Origin of the sequence: Micromonospora sp. NPDC051925 (genome assembly GCF_044548625.1) — a bacterium.
Taxonomy (GTDB): domain Bacteria; phylum Actinomycetota; class Actinomycetes; order Mycobacteriales; family Micromonosporaceae; genus Micromonospora.
Genome location: NZ_JBIUCH010000025.1, coordinates 1 through 22,017, shown reverse-complemented (window position 1 = coordinate 22,017; position 22,017 = coordinate 1). Strand labels below are relative to the sequence as shown.

General features: G+C 72.6%; 20 protein-coding genes and 1 riboswitch. Of the genes, 9 read left to right on the top strand and 11 right to left on the bottom strand.

The window, feature by feature from the left end:
• Positions 1 to 143: 143 nt before the first annotated feature.
• Complete coding sequence (locus ACIG87_RS27705) at positions 144 to 734, bottom strand: ECF transporter S component (RefSeq protein ID WP_396854445.1); 591 nt, start codon at positions 732 to 734, stop codon at positions 144 to 146.
• Positions 735 to 807: 73 nt separating this feature from the next.
• Positions 808 to 913: riboswitch (TPP riboswitch) on the bottom strand.
• A 111-nt stretch (positions 914 to 1,024) separates the two neighbouring features.
• On the opposite strand from ACIG87_RS27705, the gene ACIG87_RS27700 reads away from it, so the two are divergent.
• Both ACIG87_RS27700 and ACIG87_RS27695 read left to right on the top strand, forming a co-directional pair.
• Positions 1,025 to 1,855: an alpha/beta fold hydrolase gene (locus tag ACIG87_RS27700; protein ID WP_396854443.1), complete on the top strand. Its 831-nt coding sequence runs from the start codon at positions 1,025 to 1,027 to the stop codon at positions 1,853 to 1,855.
• Between the two features lie 217 nt (positions 1,856 to 2,072).
• Entirely contained in the window at positions 2,073 to 2,576 is a 504-nt protein-coding gene (locus ACIG87_RS27695) for a DUF6328 family protein (RefSeq protein ID WP_396854441.1), read from the top strand.
• A 39-nt stretch (positions 2,577 to 2,615) separates the two neighbouring features.
• Here ACIG87_RS27695 and ACIG87_RS27690 read toward each other — a convergent pair whose 3' ends face one another.
• Complete coding sequence (locus ACIG87_RS27690) at positions 2,616 to 2,783, bottom strand: hypothetical protein (protein ID WP_176734845.1); 168 nt, start codon at positions 2,781 to 2,783, stop codon at positions 2,616 to 2,618.
• A 201-nt stretch (positions 2,784 to 2,984) separates the two neighbouring features.
• Between ACIG87_RS27690 and ACIG87_RS27685 the strand changes: the two genes are divergently transcribed.
• The gene (locus ACIG87_RS27685) at positions 2,985 to 4,247 is read left to right on the top strand and encodes a cellulose binding domain-containing protein (protein WP_396854439.1); all 1,263 of its coding nucleotides are present in this window, start codon (positions 2,985 to 2,987) and stop codon (positions 4,245 to 4,247) included.
• A gap of 137 nt (positions 4,248 to 4,384) precedes the next feature.
• Here the strand turns inward: ACIG87_RS27685 and ACIG87_RS27680 are convergent, their stop codons facing one another.
• The 7 genes from ACIG87_RS27680 to ACIG87_RS27650 all read right to left on the bottom strand — a co-directional run bounded on the left by ACIG87_RS27680 (position 4,385) and on the right by ACIG87_RS27650 (position 9,902).
• Positions 4,385 to 5,839 (bottom strand): cellulose binding domain-containing protein, encoded by a 1,455-nt coding sequence (locus ACIG87_RS27680; RefSeq protein ID WP_396854437.1) that lies wholly within the window; start codon positions 5,837 to 5,839, stop codon positions 4,385 to 4,387.
• A gap of 158 nt (positions 5,840 to 5,997) precedes the next feature.
• Complete coding sequence (locus tag ACIG87_RS27675; protein WP_396854435.1) at positions 5,998 to 6,603, bottom strand: hypothetical protein; 606 nt, start codon at positions 6,601 to 6,603, stop codon at positions 5,998 to 6,000.
• 65 nt (positions 6,604 to 6,668) lie between these two features.
• Complete coding sequence (locus ACIG87_RS27670) at positions 6,669 to 6,971, bottom strand: ArsR/SmtB family transcription factor (RefSeq protein WP_396854433.1); 303 nt, start codon at positions 6,969 to 6,971, stop codon at positions 6,669 to 6,671.
• A gap of 43 nt (positions 6,972 to 7,014) precedes the next feature.
• Positions 7,015 to 7,881, bottom strand: a complete 867-nt coding sequence (locus ACIG87_RS27665; RefSeq protein WP_396854431.1) for a metal ABC transporter permease — start codon at positions 7,879 to 7,881, stop codon at positions 7,015 to 7,017.
• Between the two features lie 3 nt (positions 7,882 to 7,884).
• Positions 7,885 to 8,646, bottom strand: coding sequence for a metal ABC transporter ATP-binding protein (locus ACIG87_RS27660; protein ID WP_396854530.1), 762 nt, complete (start codon positions 8,644 to 8,646; stop codon positions 7,885 to 7,887).
• Entirely contained in the window at positions 8,643 to 9,590 is a 948-nt protein-coding gene (locus ACIG87_RS27655; protein WP_396854429.1) for a metal ABC transporter substrate-binding protein, read from the bottom strand. Before ACIG87_RS27655 ends, ACIG87_RS27660 begins: the two co-directional genes overlap by 4 nt.
• A 54-nt stretch (positions 9,591 to 9,644) precedes the next feature.
• Entirely contained in the window at positions 9,645 to 9,902 is a 258-nt protein-coding gene (locus ACIG87_RS27650; protein ID WP_396854427.1) for a DUF6703 family protein, read from the bottom strand.
• 27 nt (positions 9,903 to 9,929) lie between these two features.
• Between ACIG87_RS27650 and ACIG87_RS27645 the strand changes: the two genes are divergently transcribed.
• The 4 genes from ACIG87_RS27645 to dusB all read left to right on the top strand — a co-directional run bounded on the left by ACIG87_RS27645 (position 9,930) and on the right by dusB (position 13,744).
• On the top strand, positions 9,930 to 10,271 hold the full coding sequence (locus ACIG87_RS27645; RefSeq protein ID WP_396854425.1) for an antibiotic biosynthesis monooxygenase family protein: 342 nt from the start codon (positions 9,930 to 9,932) through the stop codon (positions 10,269 to 10,271).
• Between the two features lie 141 nt (positions 10,272 to 10,412).
• Positions 10,413 to 10,886, top strand: coding sequence for a hypothetical protein (locus ACIG87_RS27640; protein ID WP_396854528.1), 474 nt, complete (start codon positions 10,413 to 10,415; stop codon positions 10,884 to 10,886).
• Positions 10,887 to 11,000: 114 nt separating this feature from the next.
• Positions 11,001 to 12,380 (top strand): glycine--tRNA ligase, encoded by a 1,380-nt coding sequence (locus ACIG87_RS27635; protein WP_396854423.1) that lies wholly within the window; start codon positions 11,001 to 11,003, stop codon positions 12,378 to 12,380.
• Positions 12,381 to 12,574: 194 nt separating this feature from the next.
• Entirely contained in the window at positions 12,575 to 13,744 is a 1,170-nt protein-coding gene (gene dusB / locus ACIG87_RS27630; RefSeq protein WP_396854421.1) for a tRNA dihydrouridine synthase DusB, read from the top strand.
• Positions 13,745 to 13,927: 183 nt separating this feature from the next.
• On the opposite strand, the gene ACIG87_RS27625 is transcribed toward dusB, so the two are convergent.
• Together ACIG87_RS27625 and ACIG87_RS27620 are read right to left on the bottom strand one after the other, a co-directional pair.
• Positions 13,928 to 14,581, bottom strand: a complete 654-nt coding sequence (locus tag ACIG87_RS27625) for a C39 family peptidase (RefSeq protein WP_396854419.1) — start codon at positions 14,579 to 14,581, stop codon at positions 13,928 to 13,930.
• Between the two features lie 460 nt (positions 14,582 to 15,041).
• Positions 15,042 to 16,949 (bottom strand): family 20 glycosylhydrolase, encoded by a 1,908-nt coding sequence (locus ACIG87_RS27620; RefSeq protein WP_396854417.1) that lies wholly within the window; start codon positions 16,947 to 16,949, stop codon positions 15,042 to 15,044.
• 313 nt (positions 16,950 to 17,262) lie between these two features.
• On the opposite strand from ACIG87_RS27620, the gene ppdK reads away from it, so the two are divergent.
• Together ppdK and ACIG87_RS27610 are read left to right on the top strand one after the other, a co-directional pair.
• Entirely contained in the window at positions 17,263 to 19,971 is a 2,709-nt protein-coding gene (gene ppdK, locus ACIG87_RS27615; RefSeq protein ID WP_396854415.1) for a pyruvate, phosphate dikinase, read from the top strand.
• Positions 19,972 to 20,437: 466 nt separating this feature from the next.
• The gene (locus tag ACIG87_RS27610; protein WP_396854413.1) at positions 20,438 to 21,922 is read left to right on the top strand and encodes a deoxyguanosinetriphosphate triphosphohydrolase family protein; all 1,485 of its coding nucleotides are present in this window, start codon (positions 20,438 to 20,440) and stop codon (positions 21,920 to 21,922) included.
• Positions 21,923 to 22,017: the final 95 nt, after the last annotated feature.

The following is a 22,017-nucleotide window of genomic DNA, read 5'->3' as shown; positions in this document are numbered from 1 at the left end:
CCGGCCCACCCCGGCGACCACGGAGGCGGCGGGAGGCGCGGTGGACCGGTCCGCCGGGCCCGACGACCGGGGCGACCGGGCGATCGCCGTGCCGGCGTGCTCCGGCCGCCACCTCGCCGACACCTCCGTGATCGACACGGGGGTCAGATGAGGGTGCGGTCGCGGGCGGCGGGGAACCGGTCCAGCACTCCGGTCTCGGCCAGCGCGCGGGTCAGGTACCAGCCGCCGACGCCGGCGACGACGGCGGAGCTGAGCACGGTCAGCGCCGCGTACGGCAGACGGTAACTGGTCAGGGCGTAGTCGACGTTCCAGACGAAGAAGTCGAACAGTGCGGCGCTCAGCCCGGTCAGCGCGCCGGCGAGCACCGCCACCGGCAGCCGGAACGCGCGGTAGCGGAACGCGGCGAAGGCCAGCTCCGCGCCGAGACCCTGGATCAGCCCCTGCACGATGGTGATGCCGCCCCACTCCGCGCCGAGCAGCGCGGAGACGGTGGCGGCGACGGCCTCGCAGAACAGGGCCGCCCCGGGCTTGCGGATCACCAGTCCGCCGAGCACCGCCGGGACCAGCCAGACGCCGTACATCACCGCCTGGGCGGCCGGTGCGGCGGAGAATGCCGGGTCGGCGGCCTTCCAGACCAGGCCCCAGGCCCAGAAGATGACGCCGAAGGCCACGGCGATCACGGCGGCGACCACGATGTCGATCGTGCGCCACCTGTTGCTGTCGGTGCGTGTCATACGGTGCTCCCAGTCCAGATATCGAACCAGGAGAAGACGCACGCCGCGCCCGGTGCTACCGGACGGCGGCGCGGCTGGAGGTCGACCGAACTCCCTGCGCTGGCATTACCCAGATCAGGTTCGAGGGTCTGCGGGCGGTGCCCGCACTCTCAGCGCTGTGCGCTCCCCTGTCGGATATGAAGTTGTCTCGGCAGACGCTAGCACCGACCTGCGGGAACGGCCCAGCAGGCCACGGTTCTCGGCATTCGACGCCCGGGACGGGCCCCGCCGGGCTGGGTAGGCTGCCGATCATGCGGGTGCGGGCGCGGGGACTGACGTTCGACGTACGGGTCGGTGGGCCCGAGGGCGGCGCGGTCGTGCTGCTGCTGCACGGCTTTCCCCAGCACGGCGGGGAGTGGGACGAGGTGGTGCCCGCCCTGCACGCCGCCGGGCTGCGCAGCTACGCGCTCGACCAGCGCGGCTACCCGCCGGACGCCCGGCCCGCCGAGGTGGCCGCCTACCGGCTGCCGGAGCTGGTCGCCGACGCGGTGGCGGTGCTGGACGAGCTGGGTGTCGACGCCGCGCACGTGGTGGGACACGACTGGGGCGCGATCGTCGCCTGGGCGCTGGCCGCGCAGCACCCGGAGCGGGTCCGGACCCTGACCGCGGTCTCGGTGCCCCACCCGGCCGCCTTCGGGTACGCGCTGGCCACCGACCGGGGGCAGCGGGCGCGCTCGTCCTACATCGCGTTGTTCCGCCGGGCGGGCCTGGCAGAGGAGGTGCTGTTGACCAGGCGGGCGACGGTCCTGCGCCGGTTGCTGGCCGGCATCGGCGACCCCGCCCGGGTGGCCCGGTACGTCGAACCGATGCGGGTGCCGGGAGCGTTGACCGCCGCGTTGAACTGGTACCGGGCGATGTCGGGGCGGGACATGAAGGCGGTCGGTCCGGTGACCGTGCCGACCACCTACGTCTGGAGCGACCGGGACTTCGCCATCGGGCGGACCGCCGCGCAGGCGTGCGCCCGTCACGTGCCGGGGGACTACCGCTTCGTGGTGCTCTCCGGGGTCACCCACTGGATTCCCGACCGTGCGCCGGGCCCGCTGGCCGAGGCGATCCTGGCCCGGGTGCGCGGGGCGGCCTGAGGGCCGTGCCGGACGGCCTCCGACTCGCCCGACGCCTCGTCGGAGGCGGTGGTGTGCGGGGTCGGCTGCCGCTGCGTGGGCAGTGGGGTGGCCGGGTGCGGGGGCCGGAGCCGAGTGGGGATCGTGAGCCGGTTTCGCGTGGGTCCGGATCGGGCACAGGCGTTGCTGCCGGCGGGGGGTGCCCCCGCCGGCAGCAACGTCTCATCCGGAGGTGGCCGTGTCGAAGGAATCCGAGAAGCAGCGCTGGCAGCGCAACTTCGCCGATCTGCTCCAGGAGTTGCGGGTCGCCCAGACCGGCGTCCAGATCCTCTTCGCCTTCCTGCTGACCCTGCCGTTCAGCAACGGGTTCAGCCGTACCAGCGAGTTCCAGCGGGACGTCTACATCCTGGCGCTGCTGTCCGCCGCCGCGGCGACCGCGATGATCATTTCGCCGGTCGCCTTCCACCGGGCGTTGTTCCGCCAGGGTCGCAAGCCGGAGCTGGTCCGCTTCGCCCACCGGATGGCCAGCGGTGGCCTGGCCTTCATGCTGGTCGCCATGGTGAGCGCGGTGCTGCTGATCACCGACTTCGTGCTCGACACCGGCATCGCCGTGGTGCTCACCGTGGTCACCGGCCTGTGGTTCCTGACCTTCTGGGTCATCCTGCCGTTCGCCCGGCGTAGCTGGGGTGACGACGACATCGACGACGACGAGGACGAGCCGGTGATGATGACCCGCGACTGACCTCGCCCCCCGATCGGTGCGGGCGGGGCCGGTGGGTCCTCAGCGGGCGACCGCCCAGGCCAGCACGGCCGCCAGGATGAGCCCGTTGAGCAGCGCCAGCACCAGGTACGCCTGGGGCGGGATCTTGCGCCCGCGCCGGACGAAGCTGACCAGCACGGCGGCGTACGCCAGCAGCAGCACGGCGACGACGATCAGGAAGTAGAGCACCGCCCCACCCTAGACGAGGGTCGGGCGGTGCTCGTCTTCCGTGGTGAGCGCGCCGGGAACCATGCCACCCATATCGAGTAGTATCGATTACTGTCTCGCCCGTCCCGGGCGTGCCGGCCAGGTCTGCACCCCCGAGGTGGTGTGCGCTGGTCCAGGCGAGGTCGGGCGACGCCGGCCCGGTAGCACCGACGAGGAGTGGACATGAGAGCACTGCGGCGACGTACCGCCGGACTGGGCGCGATCACACTGGCGGTTCTCGCGGGCGGGGTGGCGGTCGCGACCGGGTCCGCCACCGCGGCGGCGACCGGCTGCCGGGTCGACTACAAGGTCACCAGCGAGTGGCAGGGTGGCTTCGGCGCGGACGTCACCATCACCAACCTCGGAGACCCGGTCTCCGGCTGGACGCTCACCTGGACGTTCGTCAGCGGGCAGCAGGTCACCCAGGCATGGAACGCCACGGTCACCCAGAACGGGACGGCGGTCAGCGCGAAGGACGTCGGCTACAACGCCACCATCGCGACCGGGGCCGGCGTCAACTTCGGTTTCAACGGCGCGTGGACCACCACCAACCCGGTGCCCACCGCGTTCTCCCTCAACGGGGTGTCGTGCACCGGTGCGACGCCGACGGCCACGCCCTGCCCGCCGCCGTCCACCCCGCCGACCCCGACCCCCACCCCGACGCCCACGCCCACCCCCACCCGGACGCCCACACCCACGCCGACGCCGACCCCCTCGACGCAGGCGCCGGTCACCGTCTGGCTGGCCGGCGACTCCACGGTCGCCAACCCGTCGGCCAGCGGCGTCTGCCCGGTCGGCTGGGGCAACCAGTTCGGCCAGTACCTCAACGGCAACGCCACCGTGGTGAACAGCGCGGTCGGCGGGCGCAGCATCCAGACCTGGCTGTACGACCCGAACGTCACCACCACGATGAACTCCGCCGGTGAGTGCGTGGTCAACCCGCAGACCTACTCGACCCGCTGGCAGGCCATGCTGAACGCCAACGGCGGGATGAAGGCCGGCGACTACCTGTTCATCCAGTTCGGCATCAACGACGGCAGCACCACCTGCAACCGGCACGTCGGCTCCGCCCGGTACAAGGAGCTGCTGGGGGTGATGGCCCGCGCCGCCCAGCAGCGCGGCGCCTATCCGGTCTTCCTCACGCCGGCCGCCGCGATCACCTGTTCGGGTAGCACCGCCGTCGGCAACCGGGGCTTCCTCACCGAGACGTTCGACGCGGGCCGGGCCAACAACGTCCCCGTCATCGACCTGCACAAGCTGAGCTACACGCTGTATAACACCCTCAAGCTGTGCCCGAACAACGGCGACTACTCCTCGGGCGCGGTGGGCGCGTTCTTCTGCGCCGACCACACCCACTTCGAGACGGCGGGGGCCCGGCAGATCGCCGGCGTGGTCGCCACCGCGCTGCGCAACCAGCAGATCGGCCTGTCGGCCTACCTGCGGTAACGGCTACGGCCCGGCGGCCCCGGTCTGATCGTCACGGCCGCCAGGCCCCGGTCTGACTGATCGTCACGGCCGCCAGGCCCGGTCCGATCGCCATGGCCGCCCCGGTCTGACTTCGGCCTGGCGGCCACGTCCGGGGGTCAGGAGATCGCGCAGGCGGTGCCGTTGAGGGTGAACGCGGTCGGTCGGTTGTTGGCGGCGGAGACGTCGGCCAGGAAGCCGAAGTTCACCGTCGCGCCGGCCGCGACCGTCCCGTTCCAGCTGGCGTTGGTCGCCTGCACGGTGCCGCCGCTCTGCGTGTAGCTCGCGTTCCACGCCTGGCTGACCCGCTGGCCGTCGGCGAACGTCCACTGGAGCGTCCAGCCGTTGATCGGCGCGGCACCGGTGTTGCGGATCGTGACGTCGCCCTGGAAACCGCCCTGCCACTGCCCGGTGACGGCGTACCCGACGGCGCAGCCGGTCGTGCCGGCCGGCGGGGTGGTGACCGGCGGCGTGGTCGCGGGCGGGGTGGTCGCCGGGGGCGTGGTGGCCGGCGGGGTGGTGGCCGGGGGTGTGGTGGTGGGCAGCTTCGCGGCGATGACCGGGGCGAGCCGGGCCGTGATCGCCCGGTGGCCGGCGTCGTTGGGGTGCACCGAGTCGCTCAGCCCGTCGGCCGGCAGCCAGCCGGTGGTGTCCACGTAGAACACGTTGCGGTCTCCGCTGCCGGTGACCGCCGTGACGGCGGCGGCGGTCTCCGCGGCGTACCGGCCGCTGAAGGTGCGCAGCGCGAAGATCGCCGCGCGCGGGTACTTGCCCCGCACGGTACGGATGAACGTGGCGTACTGGCTCTGGAAGTCCGCGCTGCTCACCCCGTGGCTGCGGTCGTTGGTGCCCAGGTTGATCACGACCGCGTCGGCCTGGTAGCGGGTGAAGTCCCAGTTGGGGCTGTTCGCGGCGTACCCGGTCCTGAGGAACTGGCTGGCCACGCTGACGCAGCCGTCGGCGGTGGCCACCAGGCAACCCCCGCCGTAGCCGAGCTGGGTGTGCTCGGTGCCGAGCTGCTCGCCGGTCAGCCAGCCGTACGCGGTCAGCGCCGTCCGCGACGACGTGGTGCCCAGGGTGATGGAGTCGCCGACGAACTCGATCGTCCGGGGCCGCACCGAGGCCGGCAGGGTGCGCGCCCCCGCGTCGAGGGTCAGCCCCTGGAACACCGCATCCCCGGTGTACGACCCGGCGACCACCCGGTACGACACCACCAGCGTGTGGTTGCCGGCGGGCAGCGGGGTCGAGGTCAGGTTCACGGTGCCGCTGACGTTGGTCAGGTAGCGGAAGTCGGCCCCGTCGATGCTGTAGTAGAGGTCGATGGTGCGGCGCTGCCGCAGCTTGACCGTGGTGCCGGTGAACCCGGTCTTGAAGTAGGCGCCGGCCCAGTTCGGCACGTACGCGGTGCTGTTGCTCCGGTCCCAGCGGCCGACGAACGCGATGTTCGAGTCGGTGGGGGAGCCGTCACCGGTGGCCGCCTGGGCTGGCGGCAGCGCGATGAACGTGGCGGCGAGCATCGCCACCACGCCGGCTGCGCCGGCCGCGACGATCGACCGACTGCGGGACACGGGCATGGGTCGCTCCCTCTCCGGGCCGTCCGCGCCGACACGCGCCGACGGCTTCCAGGCGTAAGACATTCACCGTTATCTAAGCCTCTTCGGTGGGGAGGCACAACCGGCGGTGGCTGGTCGCTGGCCTGGCCGGACGTGCGACCGTCCGCCCGGTCCCGCGCCTAGCGGCCGGTCCGTAGGCCGAGCCGGCGCAACTCGAGGGCGGCGAGCGCGTCGACGGTGGCGTCGTCGCCGCGCCGCCACGCCTGCGCCACGTCCGGATCGATCTTGGTCAGCCGGCGCAGCGGCTGGCTGGTCAGCGCCCGTAGGGCCAGCAGGTCCCGGCCGGCCGGACCGGCGGCGAGGGCCTTCGCCGAGGCGGCCCGGCGCATCCAGCGCAGGCGTAGCGGCAGCCAGCCGAACAGCACCAGCCCGAGCGGGAAGACCAGCACGGCGATGCTCAGCGCCAACGCGAGCTGGCCGACCAGTTCCTGCTGGTCGCGGCCGGCCTCGGCCATCGCGCGGGCGGCGTCGGCGGCCTTGGTGAACGGGCCGGTCAGCTCGTCACCGACCAGCGGCACCCGGCCGACCTTGCCACCGGCCTCGGCCAGGTTGTCGGCGAGGCCACCCCCCGCCCCCTCCAGCTTCTGCCCGGGTACGGCGAGCTTCTCCACCAGGTCGTACAGCCAGAGCGCGAAGCGGACCGCCGCGTAGACCCAGGCGACGACGAGCAGGTCGGTGAGGAGCTGACGGAGGGCGACCGGAGAACGGTCAGCGTAGATTTTCACGGCCGACAGCGTGCCACGACGCGGGCCGCCCGGCACCCCCGCCCGTGCCGGCCCGGCTCACCGGGTCAGGACGGCCCCTCCCCGGCGTGGCTGACCGCGTCCGCCACGATGTGCGCGACGTGCTCGTCGACCAGGGCGTACGCGATCTCCCGGCCGCGCCGGTTACCGCGCACCACGCCCGCGCCGCGCAGCACCCGCAGGTGTTGGGAGACCAGTGGCTGCGGCGCGCCGAGCTGCTCGACCAGCTCGTGCACGCACCGTTCACCCTGCGCCAACTCGCTGACGATCGCCAGCCGGATCGGGGCGGACAACGCCCGGAGCAGCTCGCCCGCGCCCTCGAAGGCGTCGTAGCCGTGGGTGCCGGTCACCCCGTAACGGTAACCAATACCGATGACGGTCCGCCGGTCGGCATCACCGGAGCACCACCTCGTGCGGCTCCTGGGCGGTGGCGGCGGTCGGGACGGCCCGGCGGCGCAGCACCCGCCACGCCGCGGCGGCGAGCGCCACCACGAGGAAGGACGCGATCGCCAGCAGCACCACCGAGGCGCCGGGGGCGGTGTCGGCGGTGGCCGCCACCCAGATTCCCGCCCCGGCGGCGAACAGGCCGAGTGCCATGGCCGCCGTCATGGTGCTGCGGAAGCCCCGGGTGACCTGCTGCGCGGTGGCCACCGGCACCACCATCAGGGCGCTGATCAGCAGCACGCCGACGGCCCGCATGGCGATGGTGACGGTGACCGCGGTGGCGACCGCCAGCAGCAGGTTCAGCGCCCGGACGGGCAACCCGGCGACCCGGGCGTACTCCTCGTCGTGACAGACCGCGAAGAGCGCCGGGCGCAGCGCCAGCATGAGCACCGCGATCGTCCCGCCGAGCACCGCGATGGTGGTCAGGTCGGCAGCGGAGGTGGTGGTCAGCGACCCGAACAGGTAGGCGTTGAGGTTGGCGCTGCTGGCGTCGGAGAGGCCGACCAGCATCACGCCGCCGGCGATGCCGCCGTAGAAGAGCAGTGCCAGCGCCAGGTCGCCGGAGGTGCGGCCCCGGGCCCGGACCAGCTCGATGGTGATCGCGCCGAGGATCGCCGCGACCACCGCCACCAGCACCGGTGAGCGGTTGAGCAGCAGGCCGGCACCGACACCGGTGAGCGCGACGTGGCCGATGCCGTCCCCGATCAGGGCCAGCCGCCGCTGCACCAGGTAGATGCCGAGGGCGGGGGCGGTCAGCCCGATCACCAGGGCGCCGACCAGCGCCCGCTGCATGAAGTCGTACTGGAAGAGGTCCATTGCTCAGCGGCTCCACAGCCCGGCGGGCTCCTCGGGACCGTGCGGGTGCACATGGTCGTGGTCGGGCTCGGCGTGGTGCCCGGCCGGTTCCGGCACCGGGCCGTCGTGGCAGACGCCGCCCTGGTGCACCACCACGGCCCGGCTGATCAGTGGGCGCAGCGGCCCCAGCTCGTGGGCGACCAGCAGGACGGTGCCCCCGGTGCCGGCGAAGTCACCAAGCGCCCCGGCGAACGCCTCCTGGCTGGCCGCGTCGACCCCGGCGGTCGGCTCGTCGAGCACCAGCAGCTCCGGCTCGCCGGCCAGGGCGCGGGCGATCAGGGTGCGCTGCTGCTGCCCGCCGGAGAGGGTGGCCACCGGGTCACCGGCCCGGTCGGCGAGCCCGACCGCGCGCAGCGCCGCGTCGACGGCCGCCCGGTCGGCCCGCCCCGGTGGGCGCAGCACGCCCCGGCGGGCCAGCCGCCCGGAGGCCACCACCTCGCGTACGGTGGCCGGCACGCCGCTGCCGGCGCCGAGCCGCTGCGGGACGTAACCGATCCGGTGCCAGTGCCGGAACCGGCGCTGCGGGACGCCGAACAGCTCGACCGACCCGGCCCCGAGCGGGACCAGCCCGAGCACCGTGCGGATCAGGGTGGACTTGCCGGAGCCGTTGGCGCCGAGCACGGCCACCACCTCGCCTGCGGTCACGGTCAGCGAGACCTCCCGCAGCACCGGCCGGCCGTCGTAGCCGGCCGACGCCTGCGTCACCTGGATCACCGGCGTGGTCACGAGCACCCCAGGGCGGTACGGAGCGTGGTCAGGTTCGTGCGCATCACCGAAAGGTAGTCGCCACCCCCGTCGACGGAGAGCCCTTCGAGCGGGTCCAGCACCGCGGTCTTCGCACCGACCTCGGCGGCGATGGTCTCGGCCACCTTCGGGCTGACCAGCGTCTCGAAGAAGATCGTGGTGGCGCCGTGTTCGCGGGCCTCCCTGGTGACCTCGGCCAGCCGCTGCGGGGAGGGCTCGGTGTCCGGGGTGAGCCCGGTCAGGCCGACCTGCTCCAGCCGGTAACGCTCGGTGAGGTAGCCGAAGGCGGTGTGGCTGACCACGATCTCCCGGCGCTGACAGGTCTCCAGGCCGGCGGTGTACTCGGCGTCGAGCTTCTCCAACTCGCCACGCAGCGCCCGGGACCGGGTGGTGTAGTCGGCGGCCCGGTCCGGGTCGAGGGTGCCGAGCCGCTCGGCGAGCCGGTCGGCGACGGTGGCCAGCCGGGTCGGGTCGAGCCAGAGGTGCGGGTCCTTGGCGTCGCCCTCCTCCTCGGCGTGACCGGCCTCGCCCTCGTGCCGGTGTCCGCCCGCCGACGCGGCGCGCAGCGGCGCGACGCTTGTCACGTCGAAGGCCCGGTCGGCGGCGTTCTGCGCGACGGCCTCGTCCACCGCCGGCTGGAAGCCCTTCAGGTAGAAGACCAGCTCGGCCTCGCTTACCTGGCCGACCTGCCGGGGGTTGAGTTCCAGGTCGTGCGGCTCGGCCCCCGGCTTGGCGAGGTTGGTGACGGTGACTGCGTCCCCGCCGACCCGCTCGGCGACGAACTGGAGGGGGTAGAAGGCGGCGACCACGTCCACCCGGTCCGGGTCGGCACCGGCACCGTCGGCCGAGCAGGCGGTGGCACCGGCGAGGACGAGTAGGGCGGTGGCGGCGGTGGTCAGGGCGCGGAGCCGGGTGCGGGTGGTCATGTCGGCAACTGTCCGTGAAAACGAGAATGATTGTCAAAAACGCATGAGTGCATGTCAGAAGAGCTTGACCAGGGCCACCGTGACCAGCAGCGTCAACATCACCAACCGGATCAGCCGGGTCTGCGGCGCCTGCACCGGCCAGGTGGTGGCCAGCAGGTAGGCCAGCCCGGCTGCCAGCACCAACAGCAGCACCCCGCCGACCGGGCCGGGCGCGAAGAACGCCACCAGCACCAGCGCCAGGGTGGCGAGGAACACCGACGTCGGGTTCGCCCGGGCCAACCGGGCCAGCAGAGGACGCTGCGTAGGCTGCATCCCACAGACTCTACGAGGAGGAACCCGGTGCTGGTCACCAACCGGTTCGTGGTCGCCGTCGAGGCGTCGGACGACTTCACCGCGCGGGCGCACGCCGCGCTGACCGCGCTCGCCGCCCGCCCCGGCTACCTGCGTGGCGAACTCCTCCGCGCCCTCGACGACCCCCGGCACTGGTGCCTGCTCACCGAGTGGGAGTCGGTCGGGACGTACCGGCGGGCGCTGGGCGGGTTCGACGTCAAGATCACCGCGGTGCCGCTGCTCGCCGAGTCGACCGACGAGCCCTCGGCGTACGAGACGCTGGCCGCCGCCGCCCCCGACGGCGAGGTGGTGGTCGTCGACAGCGATCGGGCCGCGAGTCCGCACCGCTGAGCCGCCGGGCACTACCCTGCTCGTATGACCGCTCCCGGCCCGGCAGCCCCACCGCCGTACCCCGCGACACCCGGCCCGGACGGCACCCCGCCCGCCGCCCCGGGTGGTCCGGGCCTGCCCGGCCCGCCGGAGGACCCGGGTGTGCCCGCCCCGCCTCCGGGGCCCGGGGTGACACCGCCGTTCGCCGCGCCGCCCACCGAGGGCAGCCGCAAGCGGCTCTGGCTGGGGCTCGGCGTCGGGGCGCTCGCCCTGCTGATCTGCTGCGGAGGCGGCGGCGCGGCGGCCGTCGGGCTGGTCGTCAGCAACGTGCAGGCGATCGAGGAGCAGGGCCACGCGGTCACCGAGGACTACTACCGCGCCCTGGTCGACAAGCAGTACGGCAAGGCGTACGACACGCTCTGCGACGACCTGCGGCGGCGCGAGTCCCGGGGCGAGTTCACCCGCCGGATCGCCGAGGAGCCGGCGGTCGCCGCGTACCGGGTCGGCGACGTCGACCCGCAGACCCTGACCGTGCCGGTCGACGTGACCCTCAGCGGCGGCGGCCGGGACACCCAGCAGGTCACCCTCGCCGCCGACCAGCAGACCGGCGGCATGGAGGTCTGCGGGGTCAGCTGAGCCGGCCCCGGTATTCTGCTGGGCTCGGGACACTGCTGGTCGTACCGTGGTCCCGAACCGTTCGGTCCCATTCACTCACGTCCCCGCCGACCGCCAGCCGGCGTAGGAGGAACCATGCCAGCCGACCGTATCGACGCCGTCGTCAGCCTCGCCAAGCGCCGAGGCTTCGTCTTCCCCTCCAGCGAGATCTACGGAGGCACCCGATCGGCGTGGGACTACGGCCCGCTCGGCGTGGAGCTGAAGGAGAACGTCCGCCGGCAGTGGTGGAAGACCATGGTCCAGCAGCGCGACGACGTCGTCGGCCTCGACTCGGCGGTCATCCTGGCCCGCAAGGTCTGGGAGGCCAGCGGCCACCTCGCCGAGTTCGTCGACCCGCTGACCGAGTGCCAGTCCTGCCACAAGCGGTACCGCGCCGACCACCTGGAGGAGGCGTACGCCGAGAAGCACGGCAAGCCGCTGACCTCGCTCTCGGAGCTGAACTGCCCCAACTGCGGCAACAAGGGCACCTTCACCGAGCCGAAGATGTTCAACGGCCTGATGAAGACCTACCTCGGCCCGGTGGAGAGCGACGAGGGTCTGCACTACCTGCGCCCGGAGACCGCTCAGGGCATCTTCGTCAACTACAACAACGTGGCGACCGCCGCGCGCAAGAAGCCGCCGTTCGGCATCGCGCAGACCGGCAAGTCGTTCCGCAACGAGATCACCCCGGGCAACTTCATCTTCCGGACCCGCGAGTTCGAGCAGATGGAGATGGAGTTCTTCGTCGAGCCGGGCACCGACGAGCAGTGGCACGAGTACTGGTTGCAGGAGCGCTGGAACTGGTACCTCGACCTGGGGCTCTCCGAGGAGAACCTGCGCTTCTACGAGCACCCCAAGGAGAAGCTCTCGCACTACTCGAAGCGCACCGTCGACATCGAGTACCGGTTCCGGTTCGGTGGCAGCGAGTTCGCCGAGTTGGAGGGCGTCGCCAACCGCACCGACTTCGACCTGTCCACGCACAGCAAGCACTCCGGCGTCGACCTGTCGTACTTCGACCAGACCCGCAACGAGCGCTGGATGCCGTACGTCATCGAGCCGGCCGCCGGCCTCACCCGCGCGGTGCTGGCGTTCCTGCTCGAGGCGTACGACGAGGACGAGGCCCCGAACACCAAGGGCGGCGTCGACAAGCGCACCGTGATGCGTTTCGACCCCCGGCTGGCCCCGGTCAAGGTGGCGGTGCTGCCGCTGTCCCGCAACGAGGCGCTCTCGCCGAAGGCCAAGGGGCTCGCCGCCCAGCTCCGTAAGCGCTGGGTGGTGGAGTTCGACGACTCGCAGGCGATCGGTCGCCGCTACCGCCGGCAGGACGAGATCGGCACCCCGTTCTGCGTCACCGTCGACTTCGACACCCTCGACGACGACGCGGTGACCGTGCGGAACCGGGACACCATGGCCCAGGAGCGGATCGCCCTGGACCAGGTCGAGCGCTACCTGATCGAGCGGCTGCCCGGCTGCTGACCACGACCGCCGTCGTGCCGGCCCCGCCCCGTCCACCGGGGCGGGGCCGGCGTGTTCCCGGGCCTGATCCGGTCGCGTCCGGCCCGGGTCGACGACCGACCGGTCGCCGTCGCGGTGCGAGTTCGCTCACCCTCGCTGCGCCGACCGGCCACCGGCGGCGGGCGGGTCGGGGGCGGCATGGGATTCTTGGGTACGTGACCAGTCCCGCTCCGGTCCTGCGCCCGCTCACCATCGGCCCCCACCAGGTGTGGCCGCCGGTGGTGCTCGCCCCGATGGCCGGCATCACCAACGTCGGCTTCCGACAGCTCTGTCGGGAGCAGGGCGGTGGCATCTACGTCTGCGAGATGATCACCACGATCGCGCTGGTCCAGCGGAACCCGAAGACCCTGCGCATGATCGCCTTCGGCGCCGACGAGCAGCCGCGCAGCCTCCAGCTCTACGGCACCGACCCGGAGGTCACCGCCGCGGCGGTGCGGATCGTGGTGGAGCGGGACCTGGCCGATCACATCGACCTGAACTTCGGTTGCCCGGTGCCGAAGGTGACCCGCAGGGGCGGTGGCTCGGCCCTGCCCTGGCGGCGGCGGCTCTTCGCCCGGCTGGTGCGGGCCGCGGTGGACGCCGCCTCGCCCGCCGGGGTGCCGGTCACCGTGAAGATGCGCAAGGGCATCGACGACGACCACCTGACGTACGTCGAGGCGGGGCTGGCCGCCCAGGACGCCGGGGTCGCGGCGGTCGCCCTGCACGGGCGTACGGCCGCGCAGCGGTACTCCGGCACCGCCGACTGGGACGCCATCGCCACCCTCAAGCAGACGCTCGACGTGCCGGTGCTCGGCAACGGCGACATCTGGGAGGCCGACGACGCGCTGCGGATGGTCGCCCACACCGGGGTGGACGGGGTGGTGGTCGGCCGGGGCTGCCTGGGGCGGCCGTGGCTCTTCGCCGACCTGGAGGCCGCGTTCGACGGCCGTCCGGAGCGTCGGATGCCGACCCTCGGCGAGGTCGCCGTGACCATGCGGCGACACGCCGAGCTGCTGGTCGACCAGTTCACCGCCGGCTCGCGCACCCCGGCCCGGGGTGAGCGGGACGGCTGCACCGACTTCCGTAAGCATGTCGCCTGGTACCTGAAGGGCTTTCCGGTCGGCAGTGAACTGCGTCGGGAACTGGCCATGATCGAGAGTCTGGCCCAGCTGGACGACCTGCTGGGCAAGCTCGACCCGACCGAACCGTTCCCGGTGGCCGCGCTCGGTCAGCCGCGCGGCCGGACGAACTCTCCCGGCAAGGTCTTCCTGCCCGAGGGCTGGCTGGCCAGCCGGGACGACGACACCGTCCCCGAGGGCGCCGAACTGGAAGACTCGGGCGGCTGACCACCGCGTCCGGCGGTCGCCCGTGTCGGTTCCGGCGGTTGCCCGCGTCGCCTCCGGCGGTCGCCCGTGTCGGTTCCGGCGGTTGCCCGCGTCGCCTCCGGCGGTCGTGGAGACGGCGAAGGGCCGACCCTTCGGGGCCGGCCCTTCGTGCGATCGGTGTGGCGGGTCGATCGGTGTGGCAGGTCAGGAGGCGTAGCCGCGGCTGGCGATCCAGTGGGCCAGCTCGTCGACGTCGATCCGGTAGGAGGCGGTGTCCGGGTTGGCGGAGTCGGCGATCGTCACGACCCGGCCGCTGTCGCGGTAGCCGACGACGCTGATGTAGTGCCCGCCCTCGAAGGAGTGGGTGTTGCCGTCGGTGTCGGTGGCGGTGCCGGCGATGTTGGCGACCACGGCCCGGCCGTCGTCCACGGCGCGGACGATGTCGGCGCGCAGCTGCCCGATGCGCTTGTCGTCGACCTTGTCGGCCGGGATCTCGGTGCTGTGGTACGCGTTGCGGCCGATCTCCTTGTTCAGTACCGGGGTGATGTCGTTGATGCTGTCGGTGCCGCTCTCGGTGGTGCCCATTTCCTTGGCCATGGCGTCGACGTCGATGTTCTTGCCCTGGACGCTCAGGGCGTTGCGGGTGGCGGCGGGGCCGCAGTAGTAGAAGTTGGGTTGGGCGGCGTAGTCGACCTTGAGTTCGCGTTCGCCGGTGGGCTTGCGGTCGGCCTGTACGGCGGCGGCGGGTCGGGTGGTCTCGGCGGCGTGTGCGGCGATGGCGGGGCCGGCGATGCCGCCGGTGGTGACGGCGAGGCCGGCGACGGCCAGGGCGGTCTTCCGCAGGATGTCGGTACGCATGATGGGGTGCTCCTCTGCGTCGGGGGGCGCGACCCGCAGACTGTTGCGGGGGTGCCGCGCGGGGGAGTCGCGAAGTCGGATCGGCCGGCGATCGAATGGACCTGCTCGGCGTCCGGGGGTGTAACCAACCCGGCGGGCCAGGCATTCCGCAGCCCGGCCGGGAGTCGTCCGAGGCCGCGAGGGCGGTGGACGTGTGCCATCTACAACCACCCCCGGCGGCCCGCCATTCCGCCAGGCCGGTGGCACCGGTCACGGGACACCCGGAGCATCCGGTCGAATCCGCACAAAGCGCGCAAAAATGCACCTCCGGACGCCAGCCCCGCTCCCCGCACCCCAGCCCGCCCGTCGGCTCCCTGCCTCGCGCGGCGGGCAGGAGTCGACTTGTGGGAGATCTTGGACAGTCGACGTTCGGTCCGAAAGTCAACTGTCCAAGATCTCGTCGGCAGTTGGCCGGTGCTGTTCAGGAGCCTTGGCGCGCCGGGGTGGTGGGGGGAGCCGGCTGGCGTACCCACTGTTCAGTGACTCCGGGCGACGAATCACCCATGGGGGGCCAGGGGATCTCCGGGGACGGGTGGAAGGTGATGCCGGCGGCGTGCCAGCGCGGGCCGTGGCCGGCCAGCCGCTCCCGGAAGCCGACCCAGTTCCGGGCCGACGGCGCGGACCAGGCCAGTTCGGCGAGGGCGGGCAGGCGGGGGAAGAACAGGAACTCGATCTCCGCCAGCGAGGTCACCGACTCCGTCCAGAGCGGGGCCTCCACGCCGAGCACCGCCTCGGCGGGGACGTCGGTCAGGTGGGTCGCCGGATCCCAGTGGTACGCCCGGTGCACGTCGATCAGACCGGCCCAGTCGTGTCCGAGCGGGGTGTCCGGGTCGTACTTCATGTCCAGGTATGCGTGGTTTCCGGGGGAGAGGATCAGCCGGGCTCCCCGCCGTACCGCCTCCGCCACCACCGGGTCGTCGCCGTTCGTACCCCACCACTGGAGGACCCGGCCGTCGAGCTGCCCGGCGGGGGCGATCTGGTGCCAGCCGACCACGGTCCTGCCGAGCCCGGCGACGATCCGCTGCACCCGCTCCACGAACCCGGTGTACGCCGAGCCCTTCACCTTGTACGCCTCGTCACCGCCGATGTGCAGCCACGGCCCGGGGGTCAGCGCGGCGACCTCACCGAGCACGTCGGCGACGAAGTCGTACGTCCGCTCGTCGGTGGGGTCGACGTGGCTGAAGCCGACCTCGGTGCCGGTGTACGGCGGCGGCGCGACCTTGCCCGGTGCCAGCTCGGGGTACGCGACCAGCGCCGCGTTGGTGTGGCCGGGCAGGTCCACCTCGGGTACGACGGTGACGTGGCGGCGGGCGGCGTACCCGACGATGCGCCGGTAGTCGGCGGCGGTGTACCAGCCGCCGGGGCCACCGCCCACCTCGGTGCTCCCGCCGACCGTGGCCAGCCGGGGCCAGGAGTCGACGGCGATCCGCCAACCCTGGTCGTCGGTGAGGTGCAGGTGCAGGTGATTGAGTTTGTACCGGGCCAGGTGGTCGATCACCCGGAGCACGTCCTCGACACCGAAGAAGTGCCGGGCCACGTCGAGCATCGCGCCCCGGTAGGGGAAGCGGGGGCGGTCGACGATCGTGCCGCCCGGCACCGCCCAGCGCTCGGCCGCCGGAGTACGGCTCTCCACGGCCGCCGGTAGCAGTTGCCGCAGCGTCTGCACCCCGTAGAAGAGGCCGGTCGCGGTATTGGCGGTGATCCGCACCTCGGCCGCGTCGACGTCGAGCCGGTACCCCTCCCCACCCCACGCCTGCACCGTCACCTCGTCCGACCGTGCCGTCTGGGCCGACCGGGCTGCCTGGGTGGCCTCGTCCGATCGTGCTGCCTCGTGCGGCCGTGCTGTCTCGGTCGATCGGGCCGCCCCGCGCGGACCGGGGATGCCGGTCGCGCCGGCCGGTGCGGGAGCCGGCGGGACGGTGGTGGGTCCGGCGGCAGCCAGGGTGAGCACCAGCGCGCCCGGGGCGGAGGTGAGTTCGGTGACCGGCAGTGGATGGCCGGTCGCCGGGCGCAACAGCTCCGCGAGGTGCTCGGCGACGTCCCGGGCGGCCCGGTCGGCGCTCACCCGTACCGCCGCGTCGGCCGGGAGGACGAAGTCGGCGGCCGGCTGCGGGGTGACCGACTCGGGTGCCGGCACCACGTCGCCCAACCCGACCGTCGGCGGTGTGAGCAGCCGATCGGCGGCCTCGGCGGCGCTGCGCGCAAGCGCGGTCGCGGATGGCGCGGTCGCTGCCGGCGCTGTCGAGGCTGGCGTGGTCGCGGCCGGTAGGTCGGCCCGGCCCGGCTGGGCGGGGACGGGGTCGACGCCGGTACGTGGGGTGAGCGACACGGGTCAGCTCCGGGGGTGTATTCGCGAGGGATATGGCAAAGGTCAGCTTTCGTGGAACCGGTGACGTCAAGGGTACGAGGGGGAATCGGAATTGCGTGATCGTGCGCATGGAAGCGTTCCCAGAAACCGGCGTGAACGCGGATAGTCGTGATGGTTGTGCCCATTGTCACCGAACGGTCCCAGCCCGCCCGATGTTCGCTTAACCTTCGCCCACCGATCGCTGACGAAGCCGGATTACCGGAGGTCAGCCCCGGGGTAGGTCGGAACTGAACCTTCGTTAAGTGTCAATTGCGGCGCGCGTGGGAGGCTTCTGGTGACAGCGCACGAGACGGCGGACGACAAGTACGTCTACGACTTCGCCGAGGGCAACAAGGAGCTCAAGGACCTGCTCGGCGGCAAGGGGGCCAATCTGGCCGAGATGACCAATCTCGGCCTGCCGGTGCCACCCGGCTTCACCATCACCACCGAGGCGTGCAAGGCGTACCTGGCGACCGGGCGCGAGCCGGACGGGCTGGCCGGGCAGATCGAGGCCCACCTGGAATCCCTGGAGCGCGAGATGGGCCGCCGCCTCGGCGACCCGCAGGACCCGCTGCTGGTCTCCGTACGCTCCGGCGCGAAGTTCTCGATGCCCGGCATGATGGAGACCGTCCTCAACGTGGGCCTCAACGATCGCAGCGTGGTCGGGCTCAGCGCGCAGGCCGGCGGCAACGACCGGTTCGCCTGGGACTCCTACCGGCGGCTGATCCAGATGTTCGGCAAGACCGTCTGCGAGGTGCCGGGCGAGGAGTTCGAACACGCCCTCGACGAGGCCAAGCGCGCCAAGGGCGCCACCAACGACCTCGACCTGGACGCCGACGACCTGCGCGGGCTGGTCGACGCGTACCAGAAGATCTTTGTCCGGCACACCGGGCGGGAGTTCCCGCAGGAGCCGCGCGAGCAGCTCGACCTGGCCATCCGGGCGGTCTTCGAGTCGTGGAACGCCGAGCGGGCGATCCTCTACCGCCGCCAGGAGCGCATCCCGGCCGACCTGGGCACCGCGGTCAACGTGGTGGCGATGGTCTTCGGCAACCTCGGCCCCGACTCCGGCACCGGTGTCGCCTTCACCCGCGATCCGGGCAGCGGCGCGCAGGGCATCTACGGCGACTACCTGGCCAACGCCCAGGGCGAGGACGTCGTCGCCGGCATCCGCAACACCGTGCCGTTGCAGGAGCTGGAACGGCTGGACAGCAGGTCCTACCACGAACTGCTCGACATCATGGCCCGGCTGGAGGGGCACTACCAGGATCTCTGCGACATCGAGTTCACCATCGAGCGCGGCAAGCTCTGGATGCTCCAGACCCGGGTCGGCAAGCGCACCGCCGCCGCCGCGTTCGTCATCGCCGGGCAACTCGTCGACGAGGGCCTGATCGATCTCGACGAGGCGCTGCACCGGGTCAACGGCGCGCAGCTCGCCCAGCTGATGTTCCCCCGCTTCCAGCTCGACCACGAGTTCCCGCCGGTCGCCAGGGGCATCGGCGCCTCCCCGGGGGCGGCCTCCGGCACGGTGGTCTTCACCTCCGCTCGCGCGGTCGAGCTGGCCGCCGAGGGGAAGTCGGTGATCCTGGTCCGCCGGGAGACCAACCCCGACGACCTCAACGGCATGATCGCCGCCCAGGGCATCCTCACCTCGCGCGGCGGCAAGACCAGCCACGCCGCCGTGGTGGCCCGGGGGATGGGCAAGACCTGCGTCTCCGGGGCCGACGAGATCGAGGTCGACGTCCCGGCGAAGCGGTTCGTCGTCGGCGGCCGGACGGTCACCGAGGGCGACGTCGTCTCCATCGACGGCACCACCGGCAAGGTCTACCTCGGCGAGGTGCCGGTCATGCCCTCGGAGGTGGTGCAGTACTTCGAGGGCAGTCTTGACCCGGAGCACATCGACAACGCGCTGGTCCGGGCCGTACACCGGATCATGACGCACGCCGACGACCGGCGGCGGCTGACGGTCCGGACGAACGCCGACACCGGCGCGGACGCGGCGCGGGCCCGGCGCTTCGGCGCGGAGGGCATCGGGCTGTGCCGCACCGAGCACATGTTCCTCGGTGACCGGCGGGAGCTGGTCGAGCGGCTGATCCTCGCCGCCACCGACACGGACCGGACGGACGCGCTCGCCGCGCTGTTGCCCCTGCAACGGCAGGACTTCGTGGAGATCTTCCGCGAGATGGACGGGCTGCCCGTCACCGTCCGACTGATCGACCCGCCGCTGCACGAGTTCCTGCCCCCGCTGGAGCAGCTCGCGGTCAACGTCGCGGTCGCCCAGGAGCGCGGCGAGGACGTCGCCAAGGAGGAGGCGCTGCTCGCCGCCGTCCGGCGGATGCACGAGGAGAACCCGATGCTCGGCCTGCGCGGCGTCCGCCTCGGCCTGGTCATCCCCGGCCTGTTCGCCATGCAGGTCCGGGCCATCGCCGAGGCCGCCGTGGCGGTCACCCGCGACGGCGGCGTGGCCCGCCCGGAGATCATGGTCCCGCTGGTCGGGGCCGTGCAGGAGCTGGAGACGGTACGCGCCGAGGCCGAGAAGATCATCGCCGAGGTGGTCGGGGACAGCGGGGTCGAGGTGCTGATCGGCACGATGATCGAGGTGCCCCGGGCGGCGCTGACCGCCGGGCAGATCGCCGAGGCGGCGGAGTTCTTTTCCTTCGGCACCAACGACCTCACCCAGATGGGCTGGGGGTTCTCCCGCGACGACGTCGAGGGCGCGTTCTTCTGGCGCTACCTGGAGCTGGGCATCTTCGGCATCTCCCCGTTCGAGTCGATCGACCGCGACGGGGTCGGCCGGCTGGTCCGGATCGCCGCCGAGGAGGGCCGGGCGGCCCGGCCCGGGTTGAAGCTCGGCGTCTGCGGCGAACACGGCGGCGACCCCGACTCGGTGCACTTCTTCCACGAGGTGGGGCTGGACTACGTCTCCTGCTCGCCGTTCCGGGTGCCGGTCGCCCGGCTGGAGGCCGGTCGGGCCGCCATCGAGACGACCGGCTCGGACAGTCGCTGACCGGGCCCGACGACCACCCCTCGCCACCGCCCAGATCCGGGAGAGTTGCCCGGCGGCGGGCCTGACCCGGTCCCGGGCCGACCGCCCGGCGGCGGCTCCGTCCAGATCCGGGGGAGTTGCCCGGCGGCGGGCCTGACCCGGTCCCGGGCCGACCGCCCAGCGCGGCTGGACCCGCCGCCGGGTGCCGTCTGACCACCTCGGCCGGTGTGCCGGCCGGTGCGGCGTAACCTGGGCTCCCTCGACCATGGGGTACGACCGTGAAGGGTGGCCGCATGACCAGCGTCTGGGCGAACATGATCGTCGATGCCGGCCGGTCCGACACCGGCGTGACCGCGCCCGACCCCGAGGGCATCGAACTCCGCGCCCAGCGGCAGGGCTGAGATGCCCGCCGAACCCTCCGCCGGGGATTGCTGGTGCTCGGGGGGTTGCTCGTGACCCGGGGGTTGCTCGTGATCGGGCGTCGCTCGTGACCGGGGGGTCGCCCGCTGCCGCCGGGGCGGAACCGGCCGATGCGCAACGGTGGGTCAAGGAGGTACCGAAGGACACCGGGCACGGTCGATCGCCGTATGAGCGGGACCGGGCCCGGGTGCTGCACTCGGCGGCGTTCCGTCGGCTCGCCGCGAAGACGCAGGTGCACGTCGCCGGCACCGACGACTTCCTGCGTACCCGGCTGACCCACTCGCTGGAGGTGGCCCAGATCGCCCGGGAGATGGGTGCCCGGCTCGGCTGCGACCCGGATCTGGTGGACACCGCCGGGCTCGCCCACGACCTCGGGCACCCGCCCTTCGGGCACAACGGCGAGGACACCCTGGACGCGCTCGCCGCGCCCTGTGGCGGATTCGAGGGAAACGCGCAGACGCTGCGGGTGCTCACCCGGCTGGAGGCCAAGGTGCTCGCCCCGGACGGCAGCCCGGCCGGGCTCAACCTCACCCGGGCCGCGCTCGACGCGGTCAGCAAGTACCCGTGGCCCCGCCGGCCCGGACTGCGCAAGTTCGGCGTGTACGGCGACGACCGCCCGGTCTTCGACTGGCTGCGCGCCGGCAGCCCCGCCGGCCCCGACCCGGCTGGCCTCGACCCGGCTGGCCTCGATGTGTCCCGCCCTGGCCGGGCTGGTCCCGACGCGGCTAACCCCGACGCGGCTGGCCCCGATGCGTCCGGCCCCGACGTGTCCGGTACCGGTCGGGCTGGCATCGACGCGTCCGGCATCGGCCGGGCCGGCATCAAGGTGTCCGGGATCGGTCGGGCTGGCCTCGATGAGGCTGGCATCGACGGGTCCGGGGGTGGTGCCCGCCGCTGCCTGGAGGCGCAGGTGATGGACTGGGCCGACGATGTGGCGTACTCGGTGCACGACGTCGAGGACGGCATCCACGGCGGCTACGTCTCGCTGCGTCCGCTCCTCGACGACCCGGACGAGCGGGCGGCGCTCTGTGCGGACGTGGCCGCCGTCTACTCCGGGGAGTCCCCGGCCGATCTCGGCGGGGTGCTGGTCGAGCTGCTCGCCGATCCGGCGCTCACCTCGCTGGCCGGTTACGACGGCAGCCACCGGGCGCAGGTCGCGCTGAAGGCCACCACCAGCGTGCTCACCGGCCGGTTCGTGGCGACCGTGGTGGGGGCGACCCGGGACCGCTTCGGCCCCGGCCCGCACCACCGGTACGCCGCCAACCTGGTGGTGCCGCGCCGCATCAGGGCGCAGTGTGCGCTGCTCAAGGGCATCGCCTGGCGGTACGTGATGTGTCGTCCGGACGCCCGCGCCCGTTACCTTCGGCAGCGGGAGGTCCTCACCGAACTGGTCACCGCGCTCATCGATCGCGCCCCGGACGGCCTGGACCCGGTCTTCGCCCCCCTGTGGCAGCAGGCCGGCGACGATCCCGCCCGACTACGCGTGATCATCGACCAGGTCGCCTCCCTCACCGACCCCGCCGCCCTGACCTGGCACACCCACCTAACCTAACTAGTAGTGCTTTGTTAGGTTGTTCCGGTGTGTCGCTTGTAGGGCTTTTTGGGTTGTGTTTGGCTGCCCTGGTGGACGAGCGAGGACTCACACGG

Excerpts from the sequence above, each read along its gene's own strand:
- ACIG87_RS27705 (WP_396854445.1), bottom strand. The coding sequence starts at position 734 with ATGACACGCACCGACAGCAACAGGTGGCGCACGATCGACATCGTGGTC.
- ACIG87_RS27700 (WP_396854443.1), top strand. The coding sequence starts at position 1,025 with ATGCGGGTGCGGGCGCGGGGACTGACGTTCGACGTACGGGTCGGTGGG.
- ACIG87_RS27685 (WP_396854439.1), top strand. The coding sequence starts at position 2,985 with ATGAGAGCACTGCGGCGACGTACCGCCGGACTGGGCGCGATCACACTG.
- ACIG87_RS27680 (WP_396854437.1), bottom strand. The coding sequence starts at position 5,839 with ATGCCCGTGTCCCGCAGTCGGTCGATCGTCGCGGCCGGCGCAGCCGGC.
- ACIG87_RS27665 (WP_396854431.1), bottom strand. The coding sequence starts at position 7,881 with ATGGACCTCTTCCAGTACGACTTCATGCAGCGGGCGCTGGTCGGCGCC.
- ACIG87_RS27655 (WP_396854429.1), bottom strand. The coding sequence starts at position 9,590 with ATGACCACCCGCACCCGGCTCCGCGCCCTGACCACCGCCGCCACCGCC.
- ACIG87_RS27650 (WP_396854427.1), bottom strand. The coding sequence starts at position 9,902 with ATGCAGCCTACGCAGCGTCCTCTGCTGGCCCGGTTGGCCCGGGCGAAC.
- ACIG87_RS27635 (WP_396854423.1), top strand. The coding sequence starts at position 11,001 with ATGCCAGCCGACCGTATCGACGCCGTCGTCAGCCTCGCCAAGCGCCGA.
- ACIG87_RS27625 (WP_396854419.1), bottom strand. The coding sequence starts at position 14,581 with ATGCGTACCGACATCCTGCGGAAGACCGCCCTGGCCGTCGCCGGCCTC.